Raw genomic sequence first — 21259 nt, forward strand, 5'->3', positions numbered from 1 at the left:
TTTCTAAAAATGTCTAAAGGAAAAATTGGTGTAATTATAGAAGAACATTTCGACGCAACTGAATATAAGCGTTTTAATGAATTCTTCCCCGAGCATGGTTATGAAGTAGAATATATTTCTCATTTATGGGGTAATGAGTCTCTCAAATTTGGCTCTAACCCTGAAAATGATGTTATCGAATTTCACGCCACTGTCACCACAGAAATTAATGATGTTAAGCCTTCGGACTATAAAGGTGTTATTTGCATCGGAGCTTATGCCATGGATCGATTACGCTATCAAGTAAGCGTAAAAAAGGGTCAAAAAAATATAGCTCCAGCGGTAGAATTTTTAAGAAAAGCTGTAAATGAAAATCAGGTTAAATTAGGAACAATTTGCCATAGCCTTTGGTTATTTTGTGCAGATCCTGATTTACTAAAAGGTAAAAAAGTCACCTGCGCCCATAATATTATTTGTGATGTGGAAAATGCAGGGGGTGATGTGGTCTATGAAGGAGATGTTACTGCTGATTTAGTTATTGATGGCAACTTAATTACAGGAAAACATCCAGGAGTTGTTGATCAATTTTTAGACGCTTTTTTAGCAGAAATGGACAAGCAATAAATTTGCAAAAAAATATCCCATGAACTTAATTTTGAGATAGCCTTACTTTAAGTTAAACATAGAATTATCAACCTGAAACTAAAACGAAAAAATGACCCTTTCCATTAATTTTCCCTTCTCTGATTTAATCGCTGGCTATGTTACTAGCCATGATTCCTCCAATGACTCTTTCACCCTCAAAACCTCCGATGAAAGAGAATTTAAAGTGAAAATCAGTGCCATGGCTTATGCAAAATTAATTCAAAATTTTGATGAGGCCTATCCTGATGCCACTGGTAATATGCGTTCAATGTTAGAAGTTGGGCGCTTTTTGTTTGTTTACGGTGTTTTTTATCCTGATAGTGAGTATTTTGATGCTAAACAAATCGTTTTTGCTGGACGCAAGAAAAATGATTTTGTCTTTGAGAAACAAAATTGGTGGGTAAACCAAATCAATGCTTTGGGTAAGTTTTATCTTAAGGCTCAATTTGGGGAAGGAGAATTTAATTATCGTAATTATAGAACTTCTCTTTCCATTAGTGGGATTCAGTCAGAAACCAGTTTCCGTCAAGAAACTGATACTATCTCCCGCTTGGTATATGGTTTTGCTACCGCTTTTATGATGACAGGGAATGATAGCTTCCTCAAAGCAGCCGAAAGGGGTACTGAATATTTGCGGGAACATATGAAATTTGAGGATCTCGATGAAGGGATTGTTTATTGGTATCATGGTATTGATGTTAATGGCGATCGCGAAGAGAAAATTTTCGCCTCAGAATTTGGTGATGATTACGACGCAATCCCTGCCTATGAGCAAATCTATGCCCTAGCAGGACCCATCCAAACCTACCGTTGTACGGGCGATCCCCGCATCATGGATGACACGGAAAAAACTATCAAACTGTTTAACGAATTTTTCCTTGATAAAGGGGAACATGGCAGTTACTTTTCCCACCTAGACCCCATCATGTTAGATCCCCTCAGTGACACCCTAGGACGCAATAAGGGACGGAAAAACTGGAACTCCGTGGGGGATCACGCTCCTGCCTATCTTATCAATCTCTGGCTCGCAACGGGTAAACAAGAGTATGCAGATATGCTCGAAGACACCTTCGATACCATCACAAAATACTTCCCTGATTTTGAAAATAGCCCCTTTGTACAGGAGAAATTTTATCAAGATTGGACTCCCGACAAAACTTGGGGATGGCAACAGGATAGAGGAGTTGTAGGGCATAACTACAAAATTGCATGGAACTTGATGCGGATGCAAAGTCTCAAGTCAAAAGATGAATATGTAGAACTTGCTAAGAAAATTGCCGACTTGATGAATGAGCATGGGAGCGATCGCCAGCGGGGTGGATGCTATGATGTAGTAGAAAGAATAGTAACCAAAGGAGAAAAATACCATCGTTACGTATGGCATGATCGCAAACCTTGGTGGCAACAAGAACAAATGATCCTCGCCTACTTCATCCTTGCAGGGGTACTAGATGATCAAGACTATCACCGCCTTGCTCGTGAATCCTCCGCCTTTTATAATGCGTGGTTCCTAGATTTAGAAGACGGTGGGGTATATTTCAACGTTCTTGCCAACGGTATCCCCTTCCTCGCAGGGGGTAACGAAAGAGGCAAAGGAAGTCACTCCATGAGTGGTTATCACTCCTTTGAATTGTGCTACCTCGCCGCCGTTTATACCAATCTTTTGGTAGTTAAACAACCTATGGACTTCTACTTTAAACCTATCCCTGGCGGATTTGAAGATGATATTCTCAGAGTATCCCCCGACATTCTTCCCCCTGGTAGTATCAAAATTGCCAAAGTAGAAATTGATGGTGAACCCTATAACAACTTTGATGCCGATGCCTTGACGGTAAAATTACCCAAAACTGATAGCCGAGTCAAAGTAAAAGTAACCATAGCCCCCGCATAAATGATTTTGATGACAGGTATTTTGCCTGTCATTTTTTCTTATTATCAAAAATCTTTCTTGTCCAACAAACTATTAGACCCAGCATAATGGAAATAAATATTACCCAAAAAGATAATCTACAAATAGCCACTATAAAGGGAGATATTGATTCCTCCGTCGCCTCCGAAGTCACAGAAACCATAGTTCCTTTGGTTACCGAAAATGCCAAAATCATCCTTGACATGACAGAGGTGGAGTATATGTCCAGTGCAGGATTGAGGATTTTACTTTCTACCCACCGACAGGCTACCGCCAAAGAAGCAAAATTAATTTTGGTAGGACTATCAGAAGACATCAAAGACACTATGTCTGTCACGGGATTCCTCGACTTTTTCACTGTCAGTGATTCCATTGATGATGCCAAAAAACAACTAGAAGGTTGATGATTTACTCAAAATTATCCCCATAGCAAAAATTAATAACAAAAACAAAAATGCAAAGAATTGATGTCCACCCAACCCATACTCATGGGCAATTTAAACTAAGAAGAGGAAATCCCGCCCCTTTTGGAGCAACCTTTGTACCGGGGGGAGTAAATTTTTCTATTTTCTCTAGTCATGCCACCTCCTGCACTTTGGTTTTATTTGAAAAACACGCCCCAAAGCCCTTTGGAGAGATACCCTTTCCCGATGAGTTTAGAATAGGCAATGTTTACTCGATGATTGTCTTTGATCTCGACTATGAAGACATTGAGTATGGCTACCGTATGGATGGACCCAATAGTTTCCAAGAAGGTCAATGGTTTGATGAAAGTAAAGTATTACTAGATCCCTATGCCAAAATTATTGGCGGACGGGATGTGTGGGGTACTCCCCCTGACTGGGATGATATGTACCATCACCGAGCGCGCATAGCCTTTGATGATTTTGATTGGGAAGACGATCGCCCCTTAGAAATTGCCCCAGAGGATCAAATTATCTATGAAATGCACGTCCGTAGCTTTACCAAACATGAATCTTCAGGGTTGAAAGAAAGCCATAGAGGCACTTTTGCTGGAATTCGGGATAAAATTCCCTACCTCAAAGAATTGGGAGTAAATGCCATCGAACTGATGCCTGTCTATGAATTTGATGAATTTGAAAATAGTCGTCCTAGCCCCACCACAGGGGAAACCCTCTATAACTACTGGGGTTATAGTACCGTAGGCTTTTTTGCTCCCAAGGCAGGATATGCGGCTACGGGTAAATTTGGCATGCAGGTGGACGAACTCAAAGCCTTAGTCAAAGAATTCCATAAAAATGACATGGAAGTAATCCTTGACGTGGTCTTTAACCACACTGCTGAAGGCAACGAAAGGGGCCCGACTATCTCCTTCCGAGGCATTGATAACAAAACCTATTATATGCTCACCCCTGAAGGCTACTATTATAATTTTAGCGGTTGCGGTAATACCCTTAACTGTAATAACCCCATCGTCCGTGGTATCGTCCTCGACTGTCTCCGTTATTGGGCTTCAGAGTATCATATTGACGGGTTTAGATTTGACCTTGCCTCTATTTTAGGTAGAGATCCTTGGGGCGCCCCTTTGGCAAATCCTCCCCTCCTTGAAACCCTTGCCTTTGACCCCATTCTGGCAAAATGCAAATTGATTGCCGAGGCTTGGGACGCAGGAGGTTTATATCAAGTGGGCTCATTCCCTGCCTATGGAAGATGGGGAGAGTGGAACGGTAAATATCGAGATACCATTCGTAAGTTTATCAAAGGTGATACTACTGTAGGGGAAATGGCTCAACGGTTACAGGGTTCTCCAGACCTCTATGCGGGGGCTGGTAGGGCACCTGCTACTTCTATCAACTTTATCACTGCCCATGATGGTTTTACCCTTATGGACATGGTTTCCTATAACGGGAAGCACAACGAAGCTAACGGGGAAAATAATAATGATGGTAGTAATGATAATGATAGTTGGAACTGTGGTTGGGAAGGGGAAACTGACAACGAATATATTAACGCCCTTCGTCATCGCCAAATCAAAAATGCGATCGCCCTGTTGATGGTATCCCAAGGAGTACCCATGATATTGATGGGAGATGAAATGGGACGCACCAAATACGGTAACAATAATACCTATTGTCACGACAACGAGTTAAACTGGGTTAATTGGGATTTACTAAAGAAAAATGACGATATTTTTCAGTTTGCCAAAAACTGTATCAATTTCCGTAAAGCCCATCCCGTCTTGAGAAATACTTGGCATTTCCAAAACCGTGACTATATGGGTAGTGGCTATGCCGATATTTCTTGGCATGGTACCCAAGCATGGAACGCCGATTGGTCGGAGGATGCCAAAGCCCTCGCCTTTATGTTGTGTGGTAAACACGCTAAAGGTGGCACCGTAGAGGATAATTACATCTATGTTGCCATGAACGTTTATTGGGATGCCCTCTGGTTCGAGATTCCCCAACTTCCTCCAGGACTTCAATGGCACGTATTTGCTAATACGGCGATGCCTTCCCCCGAAGATAGTTGGACTCCCGGTTCTGAACCTGTATTACAGGATCAATACGGTATGCTTGTGGGCGATCGTTCCACGGTGATTCTGGTGGGCAAATAATTGACAAACCACCCTCTGTGACCCAAAATTAACCAAATTTTAATAATAACTACAGGAGTTTTAACCCATGGCTTTAGATTTGACTTTAACTATTGATAATGATGTAGCAAAAATTACCCTCGTGGGAGAATTAGATGGTAGCAATGCTAGTGATTTTAAAACCAAAATTGAAGAAGCTGCCGCCTCCGAACCAAAAAAATTAGTGCTTGTGATGAATGATTTAGAATTCATGGCCAGTGCTGGTTTACGAGTCTTAGTTTTTTCTAAGCAAAAAATGGGAGCTGGAGTTGATGTTTATGTAGTTGGTGCCGATGAAATGATCACCGAAACCATCGAAAAAACTGGTTTACATCACAGTTTAATTATTCAGGAAACCTTTGCATAATTAATTTATACGAAATCCGTACATTAAAGTAAAAGTTCAATTTATTGAACCATCAGCCCTTATTCATTAGACACTGGAAGATGATCAACTTTATCAACCGGATTTGCTATTATTATCCATGGGGAAAGAAAGATTTTTAATCCTACTTTCTCTATGGTTTTAACAGTTACTGACAATAGTTAATGTGGGTTGGACAGAACAACTCTTAATATAAATGGGTTTTCGGCTTTAGGTTCTTGTTTATCCCTATTTAATGAGATTTGTAAAGTAACGGAGTTTGCAGTAAAAAAACCATCTCTACTTCTATAAAAGTCATGATCGAAACATTAACCGTTCCCGCTCACTTAGATTCCCTCAAACCCATTGCAGAATATGTCATGAAAGTTGCAAAAATGGCAGGGTTAGACAAAAAATCTATGTATAAGTTACGATTAGCGGTAGATGAGTTAGCGACCAATATTGCTAATTATGCTTATGCCGATGATCATGACGACAAAAAAGATATATCATTAGAATCAAATATTTCTCAAGATTCTTTGATAATTACCATTAAAGATAATGGTATTCCTTTTAATCCCATCAATAAAATAGATGCGGAAATGGAGGTAGTGCAAAAACCCATAGAAGAACGCAAAATAGGTGGTTTAGGAATTTTTCTTGCCTTTGATGGGGTGGATGATTTTTCTTATCAGAGGGTTGCTCAACAAAATATTAACACTTTAACTGTGTATCATCACAGGGATTAAGTGTAACCTATTAAAAACAATACTTTTTTCATAATGGCTGTTAATCAAAGGATTCAAGATTTTTTTCAAGAAATTGTGTGCCAATACCCCCAGAAAATAGCACTTTTGACCCATGATGAGCAGTTAACCTATGAGCAGTTAAATATAAAGTCTAATCAGTTAGCCCATTATTTGAGAACTTTGGGTATTGGTTCTCAAGAGGATATGTTGGTGGGGGTATGTTTGGAGAGGAAAGCCAGTTTAATTATCTCCCTATGGGCTATTTTTAAAGCAGGGGCGGGGTATGTTCCCCTTGACCCCTATTATCCTCAAGATCGTTTAAGGTTTATGGTGGAAGATTCTGGGTTGTCGGCCATTATTACAGAAAGTGCCTTTACCCATTTATTCTCAGGGGATGGGGTTCATTTAGTGAATGGGGATGAAGATAATTTTTCCTCTTTTTCTGTAGAGAATCCTTCTCCTAGGTCTTTGGAGCATAATTTAGCTTATGTTATTTATACTTCAGGTTCTACGGGTATCCCCAAAGGAGTAGAAATTGAACACCGCAATACGATCGCATTTATCCAATGGGCGATCGCCTTTTTTAGCTCCGAAGAATTAGCAGGGGTATTGGCCTCTACTTCTGTTTGTTTTGATTTATCCGTATTTGAAATCTTTGTACCTTTGAGCGTGGGGGGTACCGTTATTTTGGTGGATAATATTCTTCATCTGCCTGATTCTCCCCATAGAAATAAAGTTACCCTCATTGATACCGTACCTAGTGCGATCGCCTCTTTAACTAAAATTAAAGGTATTCCTGGCTCCGTAAAAACCGTTAACTTAGCAGGGGAAGCCCTTACTAATAATATTGTTCAGGAAGTTTATAAATTTGATCATGTAGAAAGAGTTTATAATCTCTATGGACCTTCTGAGGATACGACATATTCTACCGTCTCCCTCATTCCGAAAGGTTTTGATGATGTTCCTCCCATTGGAAAACCTATTAGTCAAACCCAAGCCCACTTACTTGATAGCAACTTACAACCCGTAGAAAAAGGCATTATTGGCGAGATTTATTTAGCAGGGGCAGGAATTACTCGCGGATACCGTCATCGCCCCGATTTGACGGCCGAGAGATATTTAAGCAATCCCTTTGAGGAAGATAGTACATCAAAAATGTATAAAACAGGGGACTTAGCAGTTTATTTACATGATGGACAGTTGAAATTTATCGGACGACAGGATCAGCTAGTTAAATTTAGGGGTTTTAGGGTTGAATTGGGAGAAATTGAAGCTGTATTGACCAAGTATCCCCTTGTAGAAAGATCAGCGGTAACACTACATCATTTTACCGATGATGACCAAAGATTAATTGCTTACCTGACTTTAAAAGAAACCAGCAATCGCAAAGAAACTTTGACAGATATTCGTGAATATTTAACTCAAAAACTTCCTCCCCATGAGGTGCCAGGAGGATTTATGGTGCTAGAAAAACTACCCGAAACTCTCAACGGTAAAATAAATCGTCGTGCATTACCCACCCCAGAGCGTCACTTACTTTGGGATAATTCTCAACATTCTACTTATGCGGCTCCTCGCAATGGTATCGAAGAGAAATTAGTACAGATGTGGCAATCTGTTTTAAAAATTGACTCTATCGGCATTGAGGATGATTTTTTTGATTTAGGAGGTAGTTCTCTCAGTGCGATCGCCCTTATCCACGATATAAACACTGAATTTAATACTAATATCTCTTTAGGAGTATTCCTAGAAAGCTCAACCATTTCCTGCTTGAGCAAAAACATCGAACAGAAAAACGACTTATCCTTAACAGAACAAAGACATCAAACCCTAGAAATAGATACAATCCTTCCAGACGATATTTATCCCCAAACTCCCTTTAACTATTCCAAAACCTACCATAGCGCCCTTCTCACTGGAGCCACAGGCTTACTAGGTTCTTACTTATTAGCAGACTTACTGAACAATACCAATTATCAAATTTATTGTCTGGTTAGGGCAAAAGACCAAGAACAAGCCTTACAAAGAATTCAAGCCAAACTAGAAAAAAACGATCTTTGGCAACCTTCTTGGCAATCCAGAATTATCCCCCTAGTGGGTGACTTGGCCAAAACATCTTTGGGTTTAACTGACCAACAAGTAAAGTTTCTTGGTCAAAACCTTGACCTAATTTATCATTGCGGTGCTTGGGTAAATATTGTTTATCCATATTCCTCCATGAGAGGTGCAAACATCGAGAGTACCAAAGAAATTATTAAATTAGCTTGTCAATATCACCCAAAACCTATTTTTTATATCTCTACCACCGATGTTTTTTCTTCCCACGACATCAGGAAAATATCCTTCAATCAACAGCCAGACGGGGATGATCTGTGTGGGGGATATGCTCAAACGAAATATGTAGCCGAAGAATTATTGCAACAAGCCCAAAAAAGAGGATTGCCAGTAACAGTCTTTCGTCCTAGTAATATCATTAATCATCGTGAGTCGGATCCTAACATTGTTACAGAATTTATACCCCGAATGTTCCAAGGTTGTTTACAATTAAATTTATTCCCCCGAATAAATGCGATCGTTAATTTAGTTCCTGTTGATTATGTGAGTCGAATGATAGTACACCTATCTAAAGAATCATCATTTTTTAATCAAACATTTAATATTGTTAATCCGAAACCAGCCTATTTCTCCGATATTTTGCAGTGGTTAAAAAAGAAAAACTACCAATTTTCCATTGTTGATCATCAAGAATGGGTTGATACTTTGGAAAAGATGGTTAAAACGGGAATAAATAACTCTTTGACTCCCTTTGTTAGTTTGCTTCATTTTGAGAATTTTTTACAAAGATCCCTCGGTTCTTTTGAATTTGAAGATAATCAAACTTTACAAGAAATATACTTACAAGTACCTTGTCCCCCAGTAGATGAAAAACTTTTAGATATTTATTTCAATCACTGTATATCCCATTCTTTAACTCAAATCGATGAAATTCAAAAAAGAAGAAACTCCTAAAAAATGTACGGCTATGAAAAGGTTTAATCGCTCCCTTGGTCAAATTACCATGACTAAAACAATCATTGGCGTGGGAGCTATCACACTTATTTTTAATGGGATAGGATATTTTTATCTTCGTCATCTAATTAGGGATAGTATCCTTGGCTATGTGACCAGAAATACGGACATTGTAGTTCAAAGAGAAAGTCAAATTTTTATTGAAGCAGAAAAAAATAATCAAATATTAAAAGATAGACTGATTCAAGAGATCAACACAATTAACCCTGATAATCTCCAACTTTTCGATGAAATAGTCGAAAGAAGAGAAGACGGTACCATCAGAAATGTTCTTCCTCTAAATACATTAGATACCCCTGGAGTGTTTTTGGGTACCAATGTTGATATTGATGAGGAAATGAGAGATAGAGTTGTTAAATTTTTTGATAATGTGCGATCGTATGGTTTAGCATGGCAAAAAACTTTTGTAAATACTTATATTCACATTCCCGAAAATGGCATTGTTATTTATATGCCTAATTATCCGTGGACTGAGGAGGCAGAAGCTGAAAAAATTATCACCACCGACGAATCTTTTCAAATTAGTACTCCAGAAAATAACCCCGAAAGAGAAACTGCTTGGACAAGAATTTATTATGATGCAACTCAAGCTGACTGGATGGTTTCCAGTGTTACTCCTATCGATAACGCTCAAGGTGAACAAGTTGGTAATATCGGTCATGATATTTTAATTGGGGAATTACAAGAAAGAACCATTAATGATGCTATAGAAGGTACTTATAATGTTATTTTTGACCAAAAAGCAAGATTAATTGTTCATCCTCAACTACTAGAAAGGATTCAAGAAGCGGAAAGTCGAGATAATGTTACTGAAGCGGAATTAGATAGTATTGGTAATACCTATGATTTAGATTTTTTCCTGAAATTAATGGATGAAATTGATCCTGATCAAAAAATTAATGGCACTGTTAAAATCCATAATCAAACTAACAAGGAATATTATATTGTTAGCCAAATAGAAGGTCCTGATTGGTACTGGGTAACGGTCGTACCAGAATCTTGGGTTGGTAATCAAGTCTTTATTGTCACTAGAACTTTAATTTTGGTTGGTATATTATCTCTGACAGTAATCATTTTGATCATTTCTTCTTTAATTCGGAATGATATTGAAAAACCGATTAATGATTTAATGTATGCGACAGAAACTGTCGCCCAAGGAAATTTAAAGTATCAAATGAGTATTAACCGTCGTGATGAATTAGGTCATTTGGGTTATTTATTCAATCAGATGGCTGAAAAATTAAGAGACTCTTTTGATTCTTTAGCAAAAACCAACGAAGAGTTAGAAATTAGGGTCAAAGAGCGTACCCAAGAACTAGAAGAGGCGAAGGAGTTAGCAGAGGAAGCCAATCAGGCAAAAAGCTCTTTTCTGGCAAATATGAGCCATGAGCTACGTACCCCTCTCAATGCCATTATTGGTTATGGAGAACTTTTGCAAGAGGAAGCAGAAGAGATGGAAGAAGATGATTTTGTGGAGGATTTAAAGAAGATTCAGGGAGCAGGAAAACATTTGTTGGGCTTAATCAATGATATTTTAGATATTTCCAAGATTGAGGCAGGAAAGATGGAGCTTTATCTTGAAGAGTTTAAAGTATCTTCTGTTATTGCGGATATTATGTTGACGATTCAGCCTTTGATTGAAAAAAATAATAATACCCTTGAAGTCAATTATCCTGATGATTTGGGTTCTATGGTGGGTGATGTGACTAAAATTCGTCAAAATATGTTCAATTTATTGAGTAATGCCAGTAAGTTTACTGACCATGGAGTAATAACCATGACCATTAATAAGTATCAAATAGAGGGGCAAGATTGGATTTTCTTTGAAGTTAAGGATACTGGTATTGGTATGACCCCTAAGCAACAAGCTAAATTATTTGACGCCTTTTCTCAGGCTGATGCTTCTACGACGAGAAAATATGGTGGCACGGGTTTAGGATTAACTATTACTAAAAAATTCTGTGAAATGATGGGAGGATATATTGATTTGGACAGTGAAGAAGGAGTAGGAACGACTTTTACTATTCACTTACCTGCAGTGGTTCAAGATATTAAAAAGTCTGAGGTAAATGTGGAGGAAATTATTAATCAATCTGTAGAGGGGAACGAACATTATAAACATATCTTAATTATTGATGATGATGTTACTACCCACGATGTGATTCAGGGTTATCTCAAGAATGAAAACTTTACCATTACTGCAACTATAGATCCTGAACGGGGCTTAGAGTTAGCTAGAGAATTGATGCCTGATGTGATTATTTTAGATGTGATTATGCCTAAAATGGATGGCTGGTCTGTTTTAACAGAATTAAAAGCTGATCCTGAGTTGACTCATATACCCGTGATTATGGCTACAATTGTTAGCGATCGCAGCATAGGTTATACCTTGGGAGCGACAGACTATATTACTAAACCTTTGAATCAGGTCAAACTTAAAAATATTCTCAATAAATATCAGTCTTCCTCCGAAAATATAGTTATGGTTGTGGACGACGATGAAGGCACAAGAAGAATGATGCGTCGTTTACTAGAGAAAGAAGATTGGCAAGTCATAGAAGCTGAAGATGGTGAAGATGGTATAAAAAAAATAAAATCACAAATTCCAAAGTTAATCTTATTAGACTTGATGATGCCAAAAATCGATGGATTTCAATTTATTAATATTTTACGTGAAAATCCAGCGTGGAATGATATACCTGTTATAATTGTTACGGCAAAAGATCTTGATGATGAAGATCGCCAAAAGCTTAATTCTCACGTACAAGATATTATTCAAAAAGGTGATTATGACCGCCAAGTTTTACTTAAGGAAATGCGTCGTTTGATCAGTCATGTCACTACTAATTAACATCTCAAATATTACATAATCTTGATTTCTTAATAACCTATTTAATAAAATTTATGCACAAAATTCTATTAGTTGAAGATAATGAAATGAATAGAGATATGCTTTCCCGTCGTCTTAAACGCAAAGGCTATGAGATTATTATTGCTGTAGATGGAGGAGAGGGAATCGCAAAAGCTATTTCAGAAAAACCAGACCTAATCCTCATGGATATGAGTTTGCCTGTTATGGACGGCTGGACAGCCACAGAGCATCTCAAGCAAAAAGAGGAAACGAAAATGACTCCCATCATTGCTCTGACTGCCCATGCCATGGCAGGAGACTATGAAAGAGCGATGAAAGCAGGGTGTGATGATTATGATACAAAACCCATTGAACTACCCCGTTTATTGAGTAAAATCAAGGCTTTTTTAGATTAAAATAACAGCTTAAAATTGTGACAAAAAAATGAGTAAAATATCTAAACATATTAAAGAAATTACTGAACTTAATCCTTCCATTATTGCTAGTCTTCGTCATGATTTAAGAACCCCTATTAATGCCATTTTAGGATATAGCGAAATGTTGCTCGAAGATTTGAGCGAATTAGAAGAAGAACAAGAGATCACTCTTAATCAACCAATAATAAAGCAACTAAGCATAATTCAAAGAAATGGAAAGGAAATTTTATCCATTATCAACCAACTATTAAAACAGGAAAATCAATCCTTTACAAAAGAAGATTTTTCTCAAAAAATGTCTCTACTTAGAGCAAATACAGATCCCTTAATTGCTATTATTGAAAACAGCTGTGAACTGATAAAAGCTGACGAAAACAACAATAAAGAAGACCTTGCCAAAGACTTAGAAAGGATCTATAAATCATCCATCCGTCTAAAAAACTTTTTAATTGACTTGGAAAAGTTTGAGTTTATTATTCCTGTGGAAAATCCTGATGACATCAGTAATATTCCAGTCCAAGAATTTGTAGACACCCGACACCCAAAAATAGTAAAGATAGCCAAAAAACAACCTATTACAGGGCATATTCTCGCCGTTGACGACAACGAAAACAACCGAGAATTACTATACAGTCAATTGACCAGAGAAGGTTATGCTGTTAGTACCGCCATAAACGGTAAACAAGCTCTAGAAATGATTGCCCAAAAAGAATATGACCTCATTCTACTTGATTTATTAATGCCCGAAATAGACGGTTATCAAGTCTTAGAAACCCTCAAACAAGATCCTCAAAAAAAATATATCCCCGTCATCATGATTTCCGCTCTAGATGAAATGGATAACGTCATCCGCTGCATTGAAATAGGTGCCGAAGACTATCTACCCAAACCCTTCAACAAAGTTTTATTACGTGCTAGGATAAAAGCATCCTTGGAGAAAAAGAACCTGCGCGATAGAGAAATTCAATACTTAGAGAAATTAAACAAAGAATTGGAGAAAGGTAGGGAAGTGCAACTTAACTTTTTACCCTCCCAACCTCTAAAAATAACCAACTGGGAGATAGCCACCTTCTTTAAACCAGCCCGGCAAGTAGCAGGAGATTTTTATGATACTTTTACCTTACCCAACGGTAATAGCGTTTTAGTTTTAGCTGATGTCTGCGATAAAGGAGTTGGGGCCGCTCTATTTATGGGACTTTTCCGTAGCTTAATTCGCATTTTTACCCATCAACATCGCCTCGAAGGAGAAGCAAGAAATATTTTAGCTACTCATCAACCCTTAGAAACATCATGGATAGGAGAAGACGATGATATTAACCTCATTCATCTTAACGCTCTTCAAGCCGTGAGTATTACTAATAACTATATTGCTAACAACCACGGAGACTTGGGAATGTTTGCTACCATGTTTGTAGGTATTTTGAATCCTGAAAATGGCTTAATAACCTATATTAATGGTGGTCATGAGTCCCTCTATGTTAAAGATAGTCAGGGTAAAACTAAACTACTACTAAAATCTACTGGCCCGGCAGTAGGGATGATGCCAGGAATGAAATTTAATTTTAAACAATTTTATTTAGAGGTTGGAGATACTCTTTTCGGTAATACTGATGGTGTAACCGATGCCCGTACCATTGATAAAGAATTCTTTCGCACTAAGAGACTAGAGGATTTGCTAGATAAACCCTATGAATCCGTGGAAATATTAGTCAATACCATTAAAGACACAGTCATTAAACATATAGGAGAAGCAGATCAATTTGATGACCTTACTATGTTAGCAGTACGTCGTCTAGCTTAAGAACTTTTCACTTAGTGAAATAGATTGTAGTTTACTTTTGCTGCTAATTTTGGAGGAATTGAGTCGTTGTTTTAATACTTTTGTCAGTGACTATTAGGATTAAGCAAAAATTCTTGTAGAATATAACCTTAGATCCTCAAAATTTAATAGTAAATGGAAATAGTCAAAATTGGTATTATTGGCGGTAGTGGTTTATATAAAATGGAAGCTCTCGAAGACGTTACAGAAGTGAGTTTAGAGACTCCTTTTGGTAAACCGTCTGACAATATCATCATCGGCACATTAGACGGTACTAGAGTAGCCTTTTTAGCTCGTCATGGTACAAATCATCATCTACTACCTACCGAGTTACCTTTTCGGGCAAATATTCATGCCATGAAACAATTAGGAGTTGATTATATTATCTCCGCTTCCGCTGTTGGCTCATTACAAGCAGAAATAAAACCCCTTGATTTTGTAATACCTGACCAATTTATCGATCGCACTTCCCAACGTACTGCCACTTTTTTCGGAGAAGGCATTGTCGCCCACATTGGTTTTGGAAATCCCGTCTGTAAAAAATTAGGAGATACCCTCGCCCAAGCCATTAAAAAACTCAATTTTCCTGATGTTGACCTCCATCAAGGTGGTACTTATGTATGTATGGAAGGACCTGCTTTTTCTACCATCGCCGAATCAAATTTGTATCGTAGTTGGGGAGCGAGTATTATTGGCATGACCAATTTAACCGAAGCAAAACTTGCCAGAGAAGCAGAAATTGCCTACGCTACCCTTGCCCTTGTCACTGACTATGACTGTTGGAATCCAGACCATGACCATGTTACTGTGGAAACAGTGATTAATAACTTACATCAAAACGCCACTAATGCCCAAAAAATAATTAGGGAAACGGTGAAGTTAGTCACAGCGAATCCCTTTGAATCCGAAGCTCATTCTGCCCTCAAAACTTCTATTTTTACTCCCCTAGATAAAGCCCCAGAGGCAACGAAACAAAAGTTATTACCTATACTCAGAAAATATCTTTAGGTAATGGATAATTGAGCATTGAGAATGAAGTCTTTTTACAACTTAATCTTTTGTATTTTTGATTAAAATTATTGTTCACCTAAACCAAAAATCATATTTAAATTCAGCAATACCATGATGAGAATTTTTAAAAATTTACTTTTTGCCAAGCCCAAAACCAAAGGATTACCCCCCATGGAAAAAACAGGTAAGGGTATTCAAATTAAAAATGAAGCGGAAATTGCAATTATGCGACAATCTGCCAAAATTGTGGCAACGGTATTAAAGGAAGTTCAGGAAATTGCTCAGGCGGGAATGACGACGGCGGATTTAGATGAGTATGCGGAAAAACGCATCAGGGAAATGGGGGCAACTCCTAGTTTTAAGGGTTATCATGGTTTTCCTGCTTCTATTTGTGCTTGTATCAATGAGGAGGTTGTCCATGGTATCCCTAGCCCGAAGAAGGTAATCAAGATGGGGGATATTGTGAAGGTTGACACAGGCGCTTTTTATGATGGTTTTCACGGGGATTCTTGTGTTACTTTTCCGGTGGGTAAGGTAAAGCGTAGTACCCGTAAACTATTGGAAGTGGCGGAAACTGCTATGTATAAGGGCATTGAGCAGGTAAAAGCTGGTAATTATTTAATGGACATTGCCGAGGCGGTGCAAGATTATGTAGAAGTCCATGGTTATACGGTGGTGGAGAATTTTGTAGGCCATGGGGTAGGTAGAAAACTTCATGAAGAGCCTTCGGTATTTAATGTGCGCACTGATGATTTACCCAATGTACGGTTAAAGGCAGGGATGACTTTGGCGATTGAACCTATTATTAACACTGGATCTAAGTATACCAGATTAATGGGCGATCGCTGGACGGTGGTGACAAAGGATAATCAGTTATCGGCCCAATTTGAACATACTGTGTTGGTTACCGACACTGGTTATGAAATTTTAACCGATCGCACTTTAATATAAATAGTAAGTATGTTTTAGAGGGGTTAAGAGTTATTTACCCCACTTTAGTTATCCTTTCCTGCCCCATATTTCCACATATCTAGGTAACGATGATAATAATAAAGTTGTTGCTCATTCATGGTTGACTCTAGAGATTTAAAAGACTTAGCAAGGGGGTATAAACCGGTAAAAAGTCCTAGGTTAGTAAAATGTTTAAACCAATCGGCGAAAACAGGTAAACCCACTTGGGGTAAAAGGGGTAAAACCAGAAGGGGATTAACGAGGGGTAAGGTTTTGGCTAATCCTGAAAATTGTACAACATCTTGTAAAAATGGTTTTAAAACATCGTCTCCCATTCTATCCATCACTTTGAATACTCCACTCATTAAATCGTTGATTTGATTGGGGGAATAGTTTTTATCAATACCCACACTCATGGTTTTTTGGAATAACCAAGTAACGGATATGTTGGGTTGGTAGGGTTGAATTAGGTGTAAGTCTTTTGGGCTTAAACTGTCGGTTTTTAGGGCTTCGTTTATGGCTTCATTCAGGCGGGGAAGATGACGCATCATACTGCCAAAACCGCCAAAACTGACGGGGGATTGGCTACCGCTACTGTCTCCGATGGCTAATATTCTTTGCCATGGCATTTTCAGGGGGCTGTTACTATAGGAAGGGAAAAACCCGAATAGAAAACGTTTAAAGGCGATCGCCCCTAGGTCAATATTTTGATATTCTGGTAATAGTCTAAGATACTCTTGGGTTAAATCCGTTAAACTAATTCTATCAGGGTGGGCATCCACATAGGTAAATAAATAGGTAGTGCGTCCATCCTTGGCTGGAAAAGCCTCCCAAAAATACTGACATCTATTTTCAATGGGGGAAATCGTTGCAATTAAATCCCCTGTATCATTCTTTTCAAAACCATCACCGCAACTCCCCACCACTAAACACACCCCTTCGGGTTTTTGCCCCTGTCTAGCCTGTTTCGCAATGGGAGAAAAATGCCCCATGGCATCAATTAACAATCGACTAGATATAGTTTGATTATCTAACTCTATTTTTACTCCATCATCATAAATAGTGGCAGAAATAAAAGGTTTTTTTTCTAATAAAATTCCCCCTAATTCTAAAAATTTATCTTTAACTTTTGCTAGTAATAATCTAGGACTAACTCCTATATTTAAAACATCTTTTACCCACAACTCATAACCTTTATAAAAACTAACCCTAGCGGGATTATATTCAGTGAATATGATTTCTTCTAACTCTTTCTCAGTTAGTAAATCTAACTCCATTAAACAACTTAATTCATGGCGAGAGATATTCCATTCTTGCTCCCTACCTTGTAAAACTCCTTTTTCAACCACAGCCACTTTATAGCCTTTTAATGTGAGGGTTGTGGCTAAAAATATGCCTAAAGTACCTCCACAAATAACTACATCAAAGTCTGTTTCGTTAAGAGATTCTTTCTCCTCATAAATTACTTTATTAATAGACTCATTATTGTTACGAAAATTATGCCAAAATTGATCTGCAAAGCTAAGATTTTTTTGATTATTGCCAAGAATATTTAAGTTCATGATTGGTACAGTGAAATTTATGATAAATAATTAATTATGTAAATGCACAATAGACTAAATTTTTCTTACTTTATCAATCTTAACCATTGCCCATTACCTATTCCCCATTGCCCACCTCACTTCAACTAAATAACTTTTCCCATAAACCCTATGGATGATTGACAGGGAAGCTCATAAAAGTTGATATTAACAGTAGCATCAATTATTAAATACTTTATATGACCATTATCACTATCAACAATCAACATATTGAGAAATTAGACTTATCCCCCGTTAGTACCATGGTAGAGGAATGGGAAAAAGGAGAAGGGGTATTATCCGCCGAGCAACAAATTAAATTTAAAATTGATTATACCTTGCCTGAAAATGACCCTAGGGAGTTATCCGAAATTCCTGAAATTCGCCTTTGGTTTATAGCCCTCAATGCCCGTTACCCTTGGTTTCCTATCCTTCTCAATTGGCGTGAGGGGGAGTTAGCCCGTTATACTGCTATGGTTGTACCCCACGAGTTTAAACGGACAGAGGGCATACAATATAATCCTGAGGCGTTGGATATTTTTATAATGGGCAAAGTTTTTACTCTCCATCAATGGTTAAAATCTCAGGGAGTGACTGGTAATTCTCGTTTAAAGGCCATGGCTCAAATTTTTGGCTATGATTTAGATGATAGCTTTTTTGCCCTTCTTGGTTAAGATGAAACATTTTTTGATTTTACTAATTAGGGGGTATCGTGCTTTTATTTCCCCTTTGTTTCCTCCTAGTTGTCGGTTTCAGCCCACTTGCTCGGCCTATGCCCTGGAGGCGATCGCCCTTCATGGTACAATTAAAGGGAGCTATTTAGCTATAAAAAGGATCTTAAAATGTCATCCTTTTCACCCTGGGGGATATGACCCTGTACCATGTTCCCATGACCATGATGTAAAATGAGAAAATCTTGCTCAAAATAATAAATAGACCATAAAAGCAAGATTTTTTATAATATAAATTAAGAATAAAAATAATAGCAACCAAACTATAACAATTAACTATTTTCTCCTAGTTTCTGTAGTGAATAATTAGCAGCCTGAGATACTTGTTGATGGGCATCTTTCGCTAAATATTTTAGGGCAGAAATGCTCTTTTCTGTATTAAAATTACCTAAAGATTCAGCCAATCTTTGACGAATTAACCAGTCTTCCGATTGAGCAAAATCTAAAATGTCTCCCACACAATCTTCGGCTTTAATTTCGCCCAAAGCAGAAATAGCTGCTTGTTGTAGTACCGTTTCCCCACTTCTGAGGGCTGCCAATAATACTTGTTTTGCCCGAATATCTCCCAAATTGCCCAAGGATACCGCCGCACTAAACCTTACTAGCCATTGGGTATCTTCATAAAAAGCCCTTACCAAAGCATCAAAAGCCCTGATGTCATTCAGGTAGCCCAAAGCGCCTGCCGCATCCGCCCGAATACCGTAATCAGGATCACTTTCTAATAATTTGACTAGAATAGGGTAACATTCCTCAGTTTTCTTTACCCCCAAGGCAAATACAGCCATCGAGCGCACGGGCAACACTTCATCATCAAGGACTTTTTTAATTAAAGGTACAGCATCCTCAGCATCCACTTGTCTTAGGGAAGCCAGTGCCAATAAACGATCCTTTGAATTACTACTTTCTAGGTTATCCGATATTTCTTGTAAATTAACTATACTCATTTTTGCTCAATATTTCTTTACATTTTAATTATAGTTGAAGAAAATATGATCGTTATCGGGAAAACCGTCTAAGGGAATTGATAATGGATAATTAATAATGCTTACCACCTCTCAACACCTACCCCCCATTTATTGATATGATCTAAGTATTGTAATGGTAAAAAAATAGCTTCAATGATTAGACAAGGTGAGTTGGTAGAGATTGATATAGAAGATGTTAGTAGTGATGGTAATGGGGTAGGAAAAATTGATTCTCAGGTTGTTTTTATTCCTCATACGGTTACGGGCGATCGCATTTCGGCTAAACTGATAAAAGTAAAGAAAAAATATGCCGAAGGAAGACTAGAAAAAGTTATCACCCCTTCACAACATCGTATTCGCCCCCGTTGCATCGTGGCAGATAAATGTGGAGGTTGTAAATGGCAACATATAGATTATCAACATCAGTTAGAAATTAAAAAAAATCAAGTAAAAGAAACCCTTACTCGTATTGGCGGTTTTACTGATTTTGAAGTAGAAGACATTTTGGCAGATACAGAATTAGCCTATCGTAACAAAGCTAGTTATCCCTTTGGAGTATCCCAAAACGGCACTCTGAAAGCAGGTTATTACCGAGAAGGTAGCCATCAAATAGTTAACCTCAATCAATGCCCTATCCAAGATGAAAGACTAAACCCCCTCCTTGCAGAAATTAAACAAGATTTACAAGAGTTGGGAATCCCTGTCTATGATGAGACTACTAGAAAAGGCATCCTCCGCCATCTTTGTTTCCGCATCGGTAAAAACACAGGAGAAATTCTTATTACCATTGTCATCAGTAAACCCAGTAACTTTAAATTAGCAGAACAAGCTCCTTTATGGTTAGAGCGTTATCCTAATGTAGTAGGGGTAACATTGAATTATAATCCTAAACCTAATAATGTGATTTTTGGTGAAGAAACGGAATTATTAGCAGGGAGATTATATCTTAAAGAAGAATTTGCAGGATTAACCCTTACCCTACGCACGGAAACTTTTTTCCAAGTTAATACCACCGTGGCAGAGTCACTTTTTCAGTGGGTAATTGATACCCTTGATTTTCAGGGAAATGAGACAGTAATTGATTTATATTGTGGTATTGGTACTCTTACTTTACCCATTGCTAAAAAAGTAAATAATGTAATTGGTATTGAGTTTGATAAAGTTGCCATTGAGTTGGCTAATCACAATGCTACTATCAATGACATTGAGAATACCCGATTTGTGGTGGGTAAATCGGAGGTGATTTTTCCTGAATTAACTATTACTGCGGATGTAGTGATTTTAGATCCTCCCCGCAAGGGTTGTCAACCAGAGGTAATAGAAAGTTTAGGGAAGATGAAACCAGCCAAGATAGTTTATATTAGTTGTCATCCTGCCACCCTTGCCAGAGATTTGAAGTTGTTATGTGAAAATGGGGATTATCATATTGAGAAGGTAAAATCTGCGGACTTTTTCCCCCAAACTACCCACGTGGAAACCGCTGTTATTTTAACCCTTAAATAATGAGGGTGGGCTGAATAATACCAAATCCGTGAATCAAAATATACCTTAGTTCAATTCATTGAACGATAAACTGTTAGCCTTGTAATTTATTGCAAGGCGGGGA

At 37.9% G+C, this 21259-nt stretch carries 17 protein-coding genes; 15 read left to right on the forward strand and 2 right to left on the reverse strand.

Features of this window, described 5'->3' with window-relative positions; all coding sequences use genetic code 11:
- The first annotated feature begins 9 nt into the window (after positions 1-9).
- The 12 genes from AA637_RS10715 (at position 10) to map (ending at position 16377) form a co-directional block, all read left to right on the forward strand.
- Complete coding sequence (locus tag AA637_RS10715; RefSeq protein WP_446682746.1) at positions 10-603, forward strand: DJ-1/PfpI family protein; 594 nt, start codon at positions 10-12, stop codon at positions 601-603.
- A 91-nt stretch (positions 604-694) separates the two neighbouring features.
- The gene (locus AA637_RS10720) at positions 695-2515 is read left to right on the forward strand and encodes an AGE family epimerase/isomerase (protein ID WP_446682747.1); all 1821 of its coding nucleotides are present in this window, start codon (positions 695-697) and stop codon (positions 2513-2515) included.
- A gap of 86 nt (positions 2516-2601) precedes the next feature.
- Positions 2602-2937 (forward strand): STAS domain-containing protein, encoded by a 336-nt coding sequence (locus tag AA637_RS10725; RefSeq protein ID WP_446682748.1) that lies wholly within the window; start codon positions 2602-2604, stop codon positions 2935-2937.
- Between the two features lie 50 nt (positions 2938-2987).
- Positions 2988-5108 carry a glycogen debranching protein GlgX gene (glgX, locus tag AA637_RS10730; RefSeq protein ID WP_446682749.1) on the forward strand — a complete coding sequence of 707 codons (2121 nt, stop codon included), beginning with the start codon at positions 2988-2990 and terminating at the stop codon, positions 5106-5108.
- Between the two features lie 67 nt (positions 5109-5175).
- Positions 5176-5493 (forward strand): anti-sigma factor antagonist, encoded by a 318-nt coding sequence (locus tag AA637_RS10735; RefSeq protein WP_069789861.1) that lies wholly within the window; start codon positions 5176-5178, stop codon positions 5491-5493.
- 314 nt (positions 5494-5807) lie between these two features.
- Positions 5808-6239: an ATP-binding protein gene (locus AA637_RS10740; RefSeq protein WP_446682750.1), complete on the forward strand. Its 432-nt coding sequence runs from the start codon at positions 5808-5810 to the stop codon at positions 6237-6239.
- 33 nt (positions 6240-6272) lie between these two features.
- Positions 6273-9248, forward strand: coding sequence for an amino acid adenylation domain-containing protein (locus tag AA637_RS10745; protein ID WP_446682751.1), 2976 nt, complete (start codon positions 6273-6275; stop codon positions 9246-9248).
- Positions 9220-12159: a response regulator gene (locus AA637_RS10750; RefSeq protein ID WP_242411899.1), complete on the forward strand. Its 2940-nt coding sequence runs from the start codon at positions 9220-9222 to the stop codon at positions 12157-12159. The genes AA637_RS10745 and AA637_RS10750 overlap by 29 nt, the downstream gene beginning before the upstream one ends.
- 53 nt (positions 12160-12212) lie before the next feature.
- Positions 12213-12575, forward strand: coding sequence for a response regulator (locus tag AA637_RS10755; RefSeq protein ID WP_069789864.1), 363 nt, complete (start codon positions 12213-12215; stop codon positions 12573-12575).
- A 28-nt stretch (positions 12576-12603) separates the two neighbouring features.
- Entirely contained in the window at positions 12604-14397 is a 1794-nt protein-coding gene (locus AA637_RS10760; protein ID WP_446682752.1) for a SpoIIE family protein phosphatase, read from the forward strand.
- A 153-nt stretch (positions 14398-14550) separates the two neighbouring features.
- Complete coding sequence (locus AA637_RS10765) at positions 14551-15423, forward strand: S-methyl-5'-thioadenosine phosphorylase (RefSeq protein ID WP_446682753.1); 873 nt, start codon at positions 14551-14553, stop codon at positions 15421-15423.
- Between the two features lie 117 nt (positions 15424-15540).
- On the forward strand, positions 15541-16377 hold the full coding sequence (map, locus tag AA637_RS10770; protein WP_446684573.1) for a type I methionyl aminopeptidase: 837 nt from the start codon (positions 15541-15543) through the stop codon (positions 16375-16377).
- Between the two features lie 44 nt (positions 16378-16421).
- Here the strand turns inward: map and AA637_RS10775 are convergent, their stop codons facing one another.
- Positions 16422-17939: an NAD(P)/FAD-dependent oxidoreductase gene (locus tag AA637_RS10775; RefSeq protein WP_446682754.1), complete on the reverse strand. Its 1518-nt coding sequence runs from the start codon at positions 17937-17939 to the stop codon at positions 16422-16424.
- A 218-nt stretch (positions 17940-18157) separates the two neighbouring features.
- Here AA637_RS10775 and AA637_RS10780 point away from each other — a divergent pair, with 218 nt between their 5' ends.
- The gene (locus AA637_RS10780) at positions 18158-18631 is read left to right on the forward strand and encodes a CRR6 family NdhI maturation factor (RefSeq protein ID WP_446682755.1); all 474 of its coding nucleotides are present in this window, start codon (positions 18158-18160) and stop codon (positions 18629-18631) included.
- A 1-nt stretch (position 18632) separates the two neighbouring features.
- Complete coding sequence (gene yidD, locus AA637_RS10785; RefSeq protein WP_446682756.1) at positions 18633-18866, forward strand: membrane protein insertion efficiency factor YidD; 234 nt, start codon at positions 18633-18635, stop codon at positions 18864-18866.
- Positions 18867-18960: 94 nt separating this feature from the next.
- Here the strand turns inward: yidD and AA637_RS10790 are convergent, their stop codons facing one another.
- On the reverse strand, positions 18961-19632 hold the full coding sequence (locus tag AA637_RS10790; RefSeq protein WP_069790392.1) for a HEAT repeat domain-containing protein: 672 nt from the start codon (positions 19630-19632) through the stop codon (positions 18961-18963).
- A gap of 174 nt (positions 19633-19806) precedes the next feature.
- Between AA637_RS10790 and rlmD the strand changes: the two genes are divergently transcribed.
- Positions 19807-21156: a 23S rRNA (uracil(1939)-C(5))-methyltransferase RlmD gene (rlmD, locus tag AA637_RS10795; RefSeq protein WP_446682757.1), complete on the forward strand. Its 1350-nt coding sequence runs from the start codon at positions 19807-19809 to the stop codon at positions 21154-21156.
- Positions 21157-21259: the final 103 nt, after the last annotated feature.

The organism is Cyanobacterium sp. HL-69, assembly GCA_002813895.1.
Classification (GTDB): domain Bacteria; phylum Cyanobacteriota; class Cyanobacteriia; order Cyanobacteriales; family Cyanobacteriaceae; genus Cyanobacterium.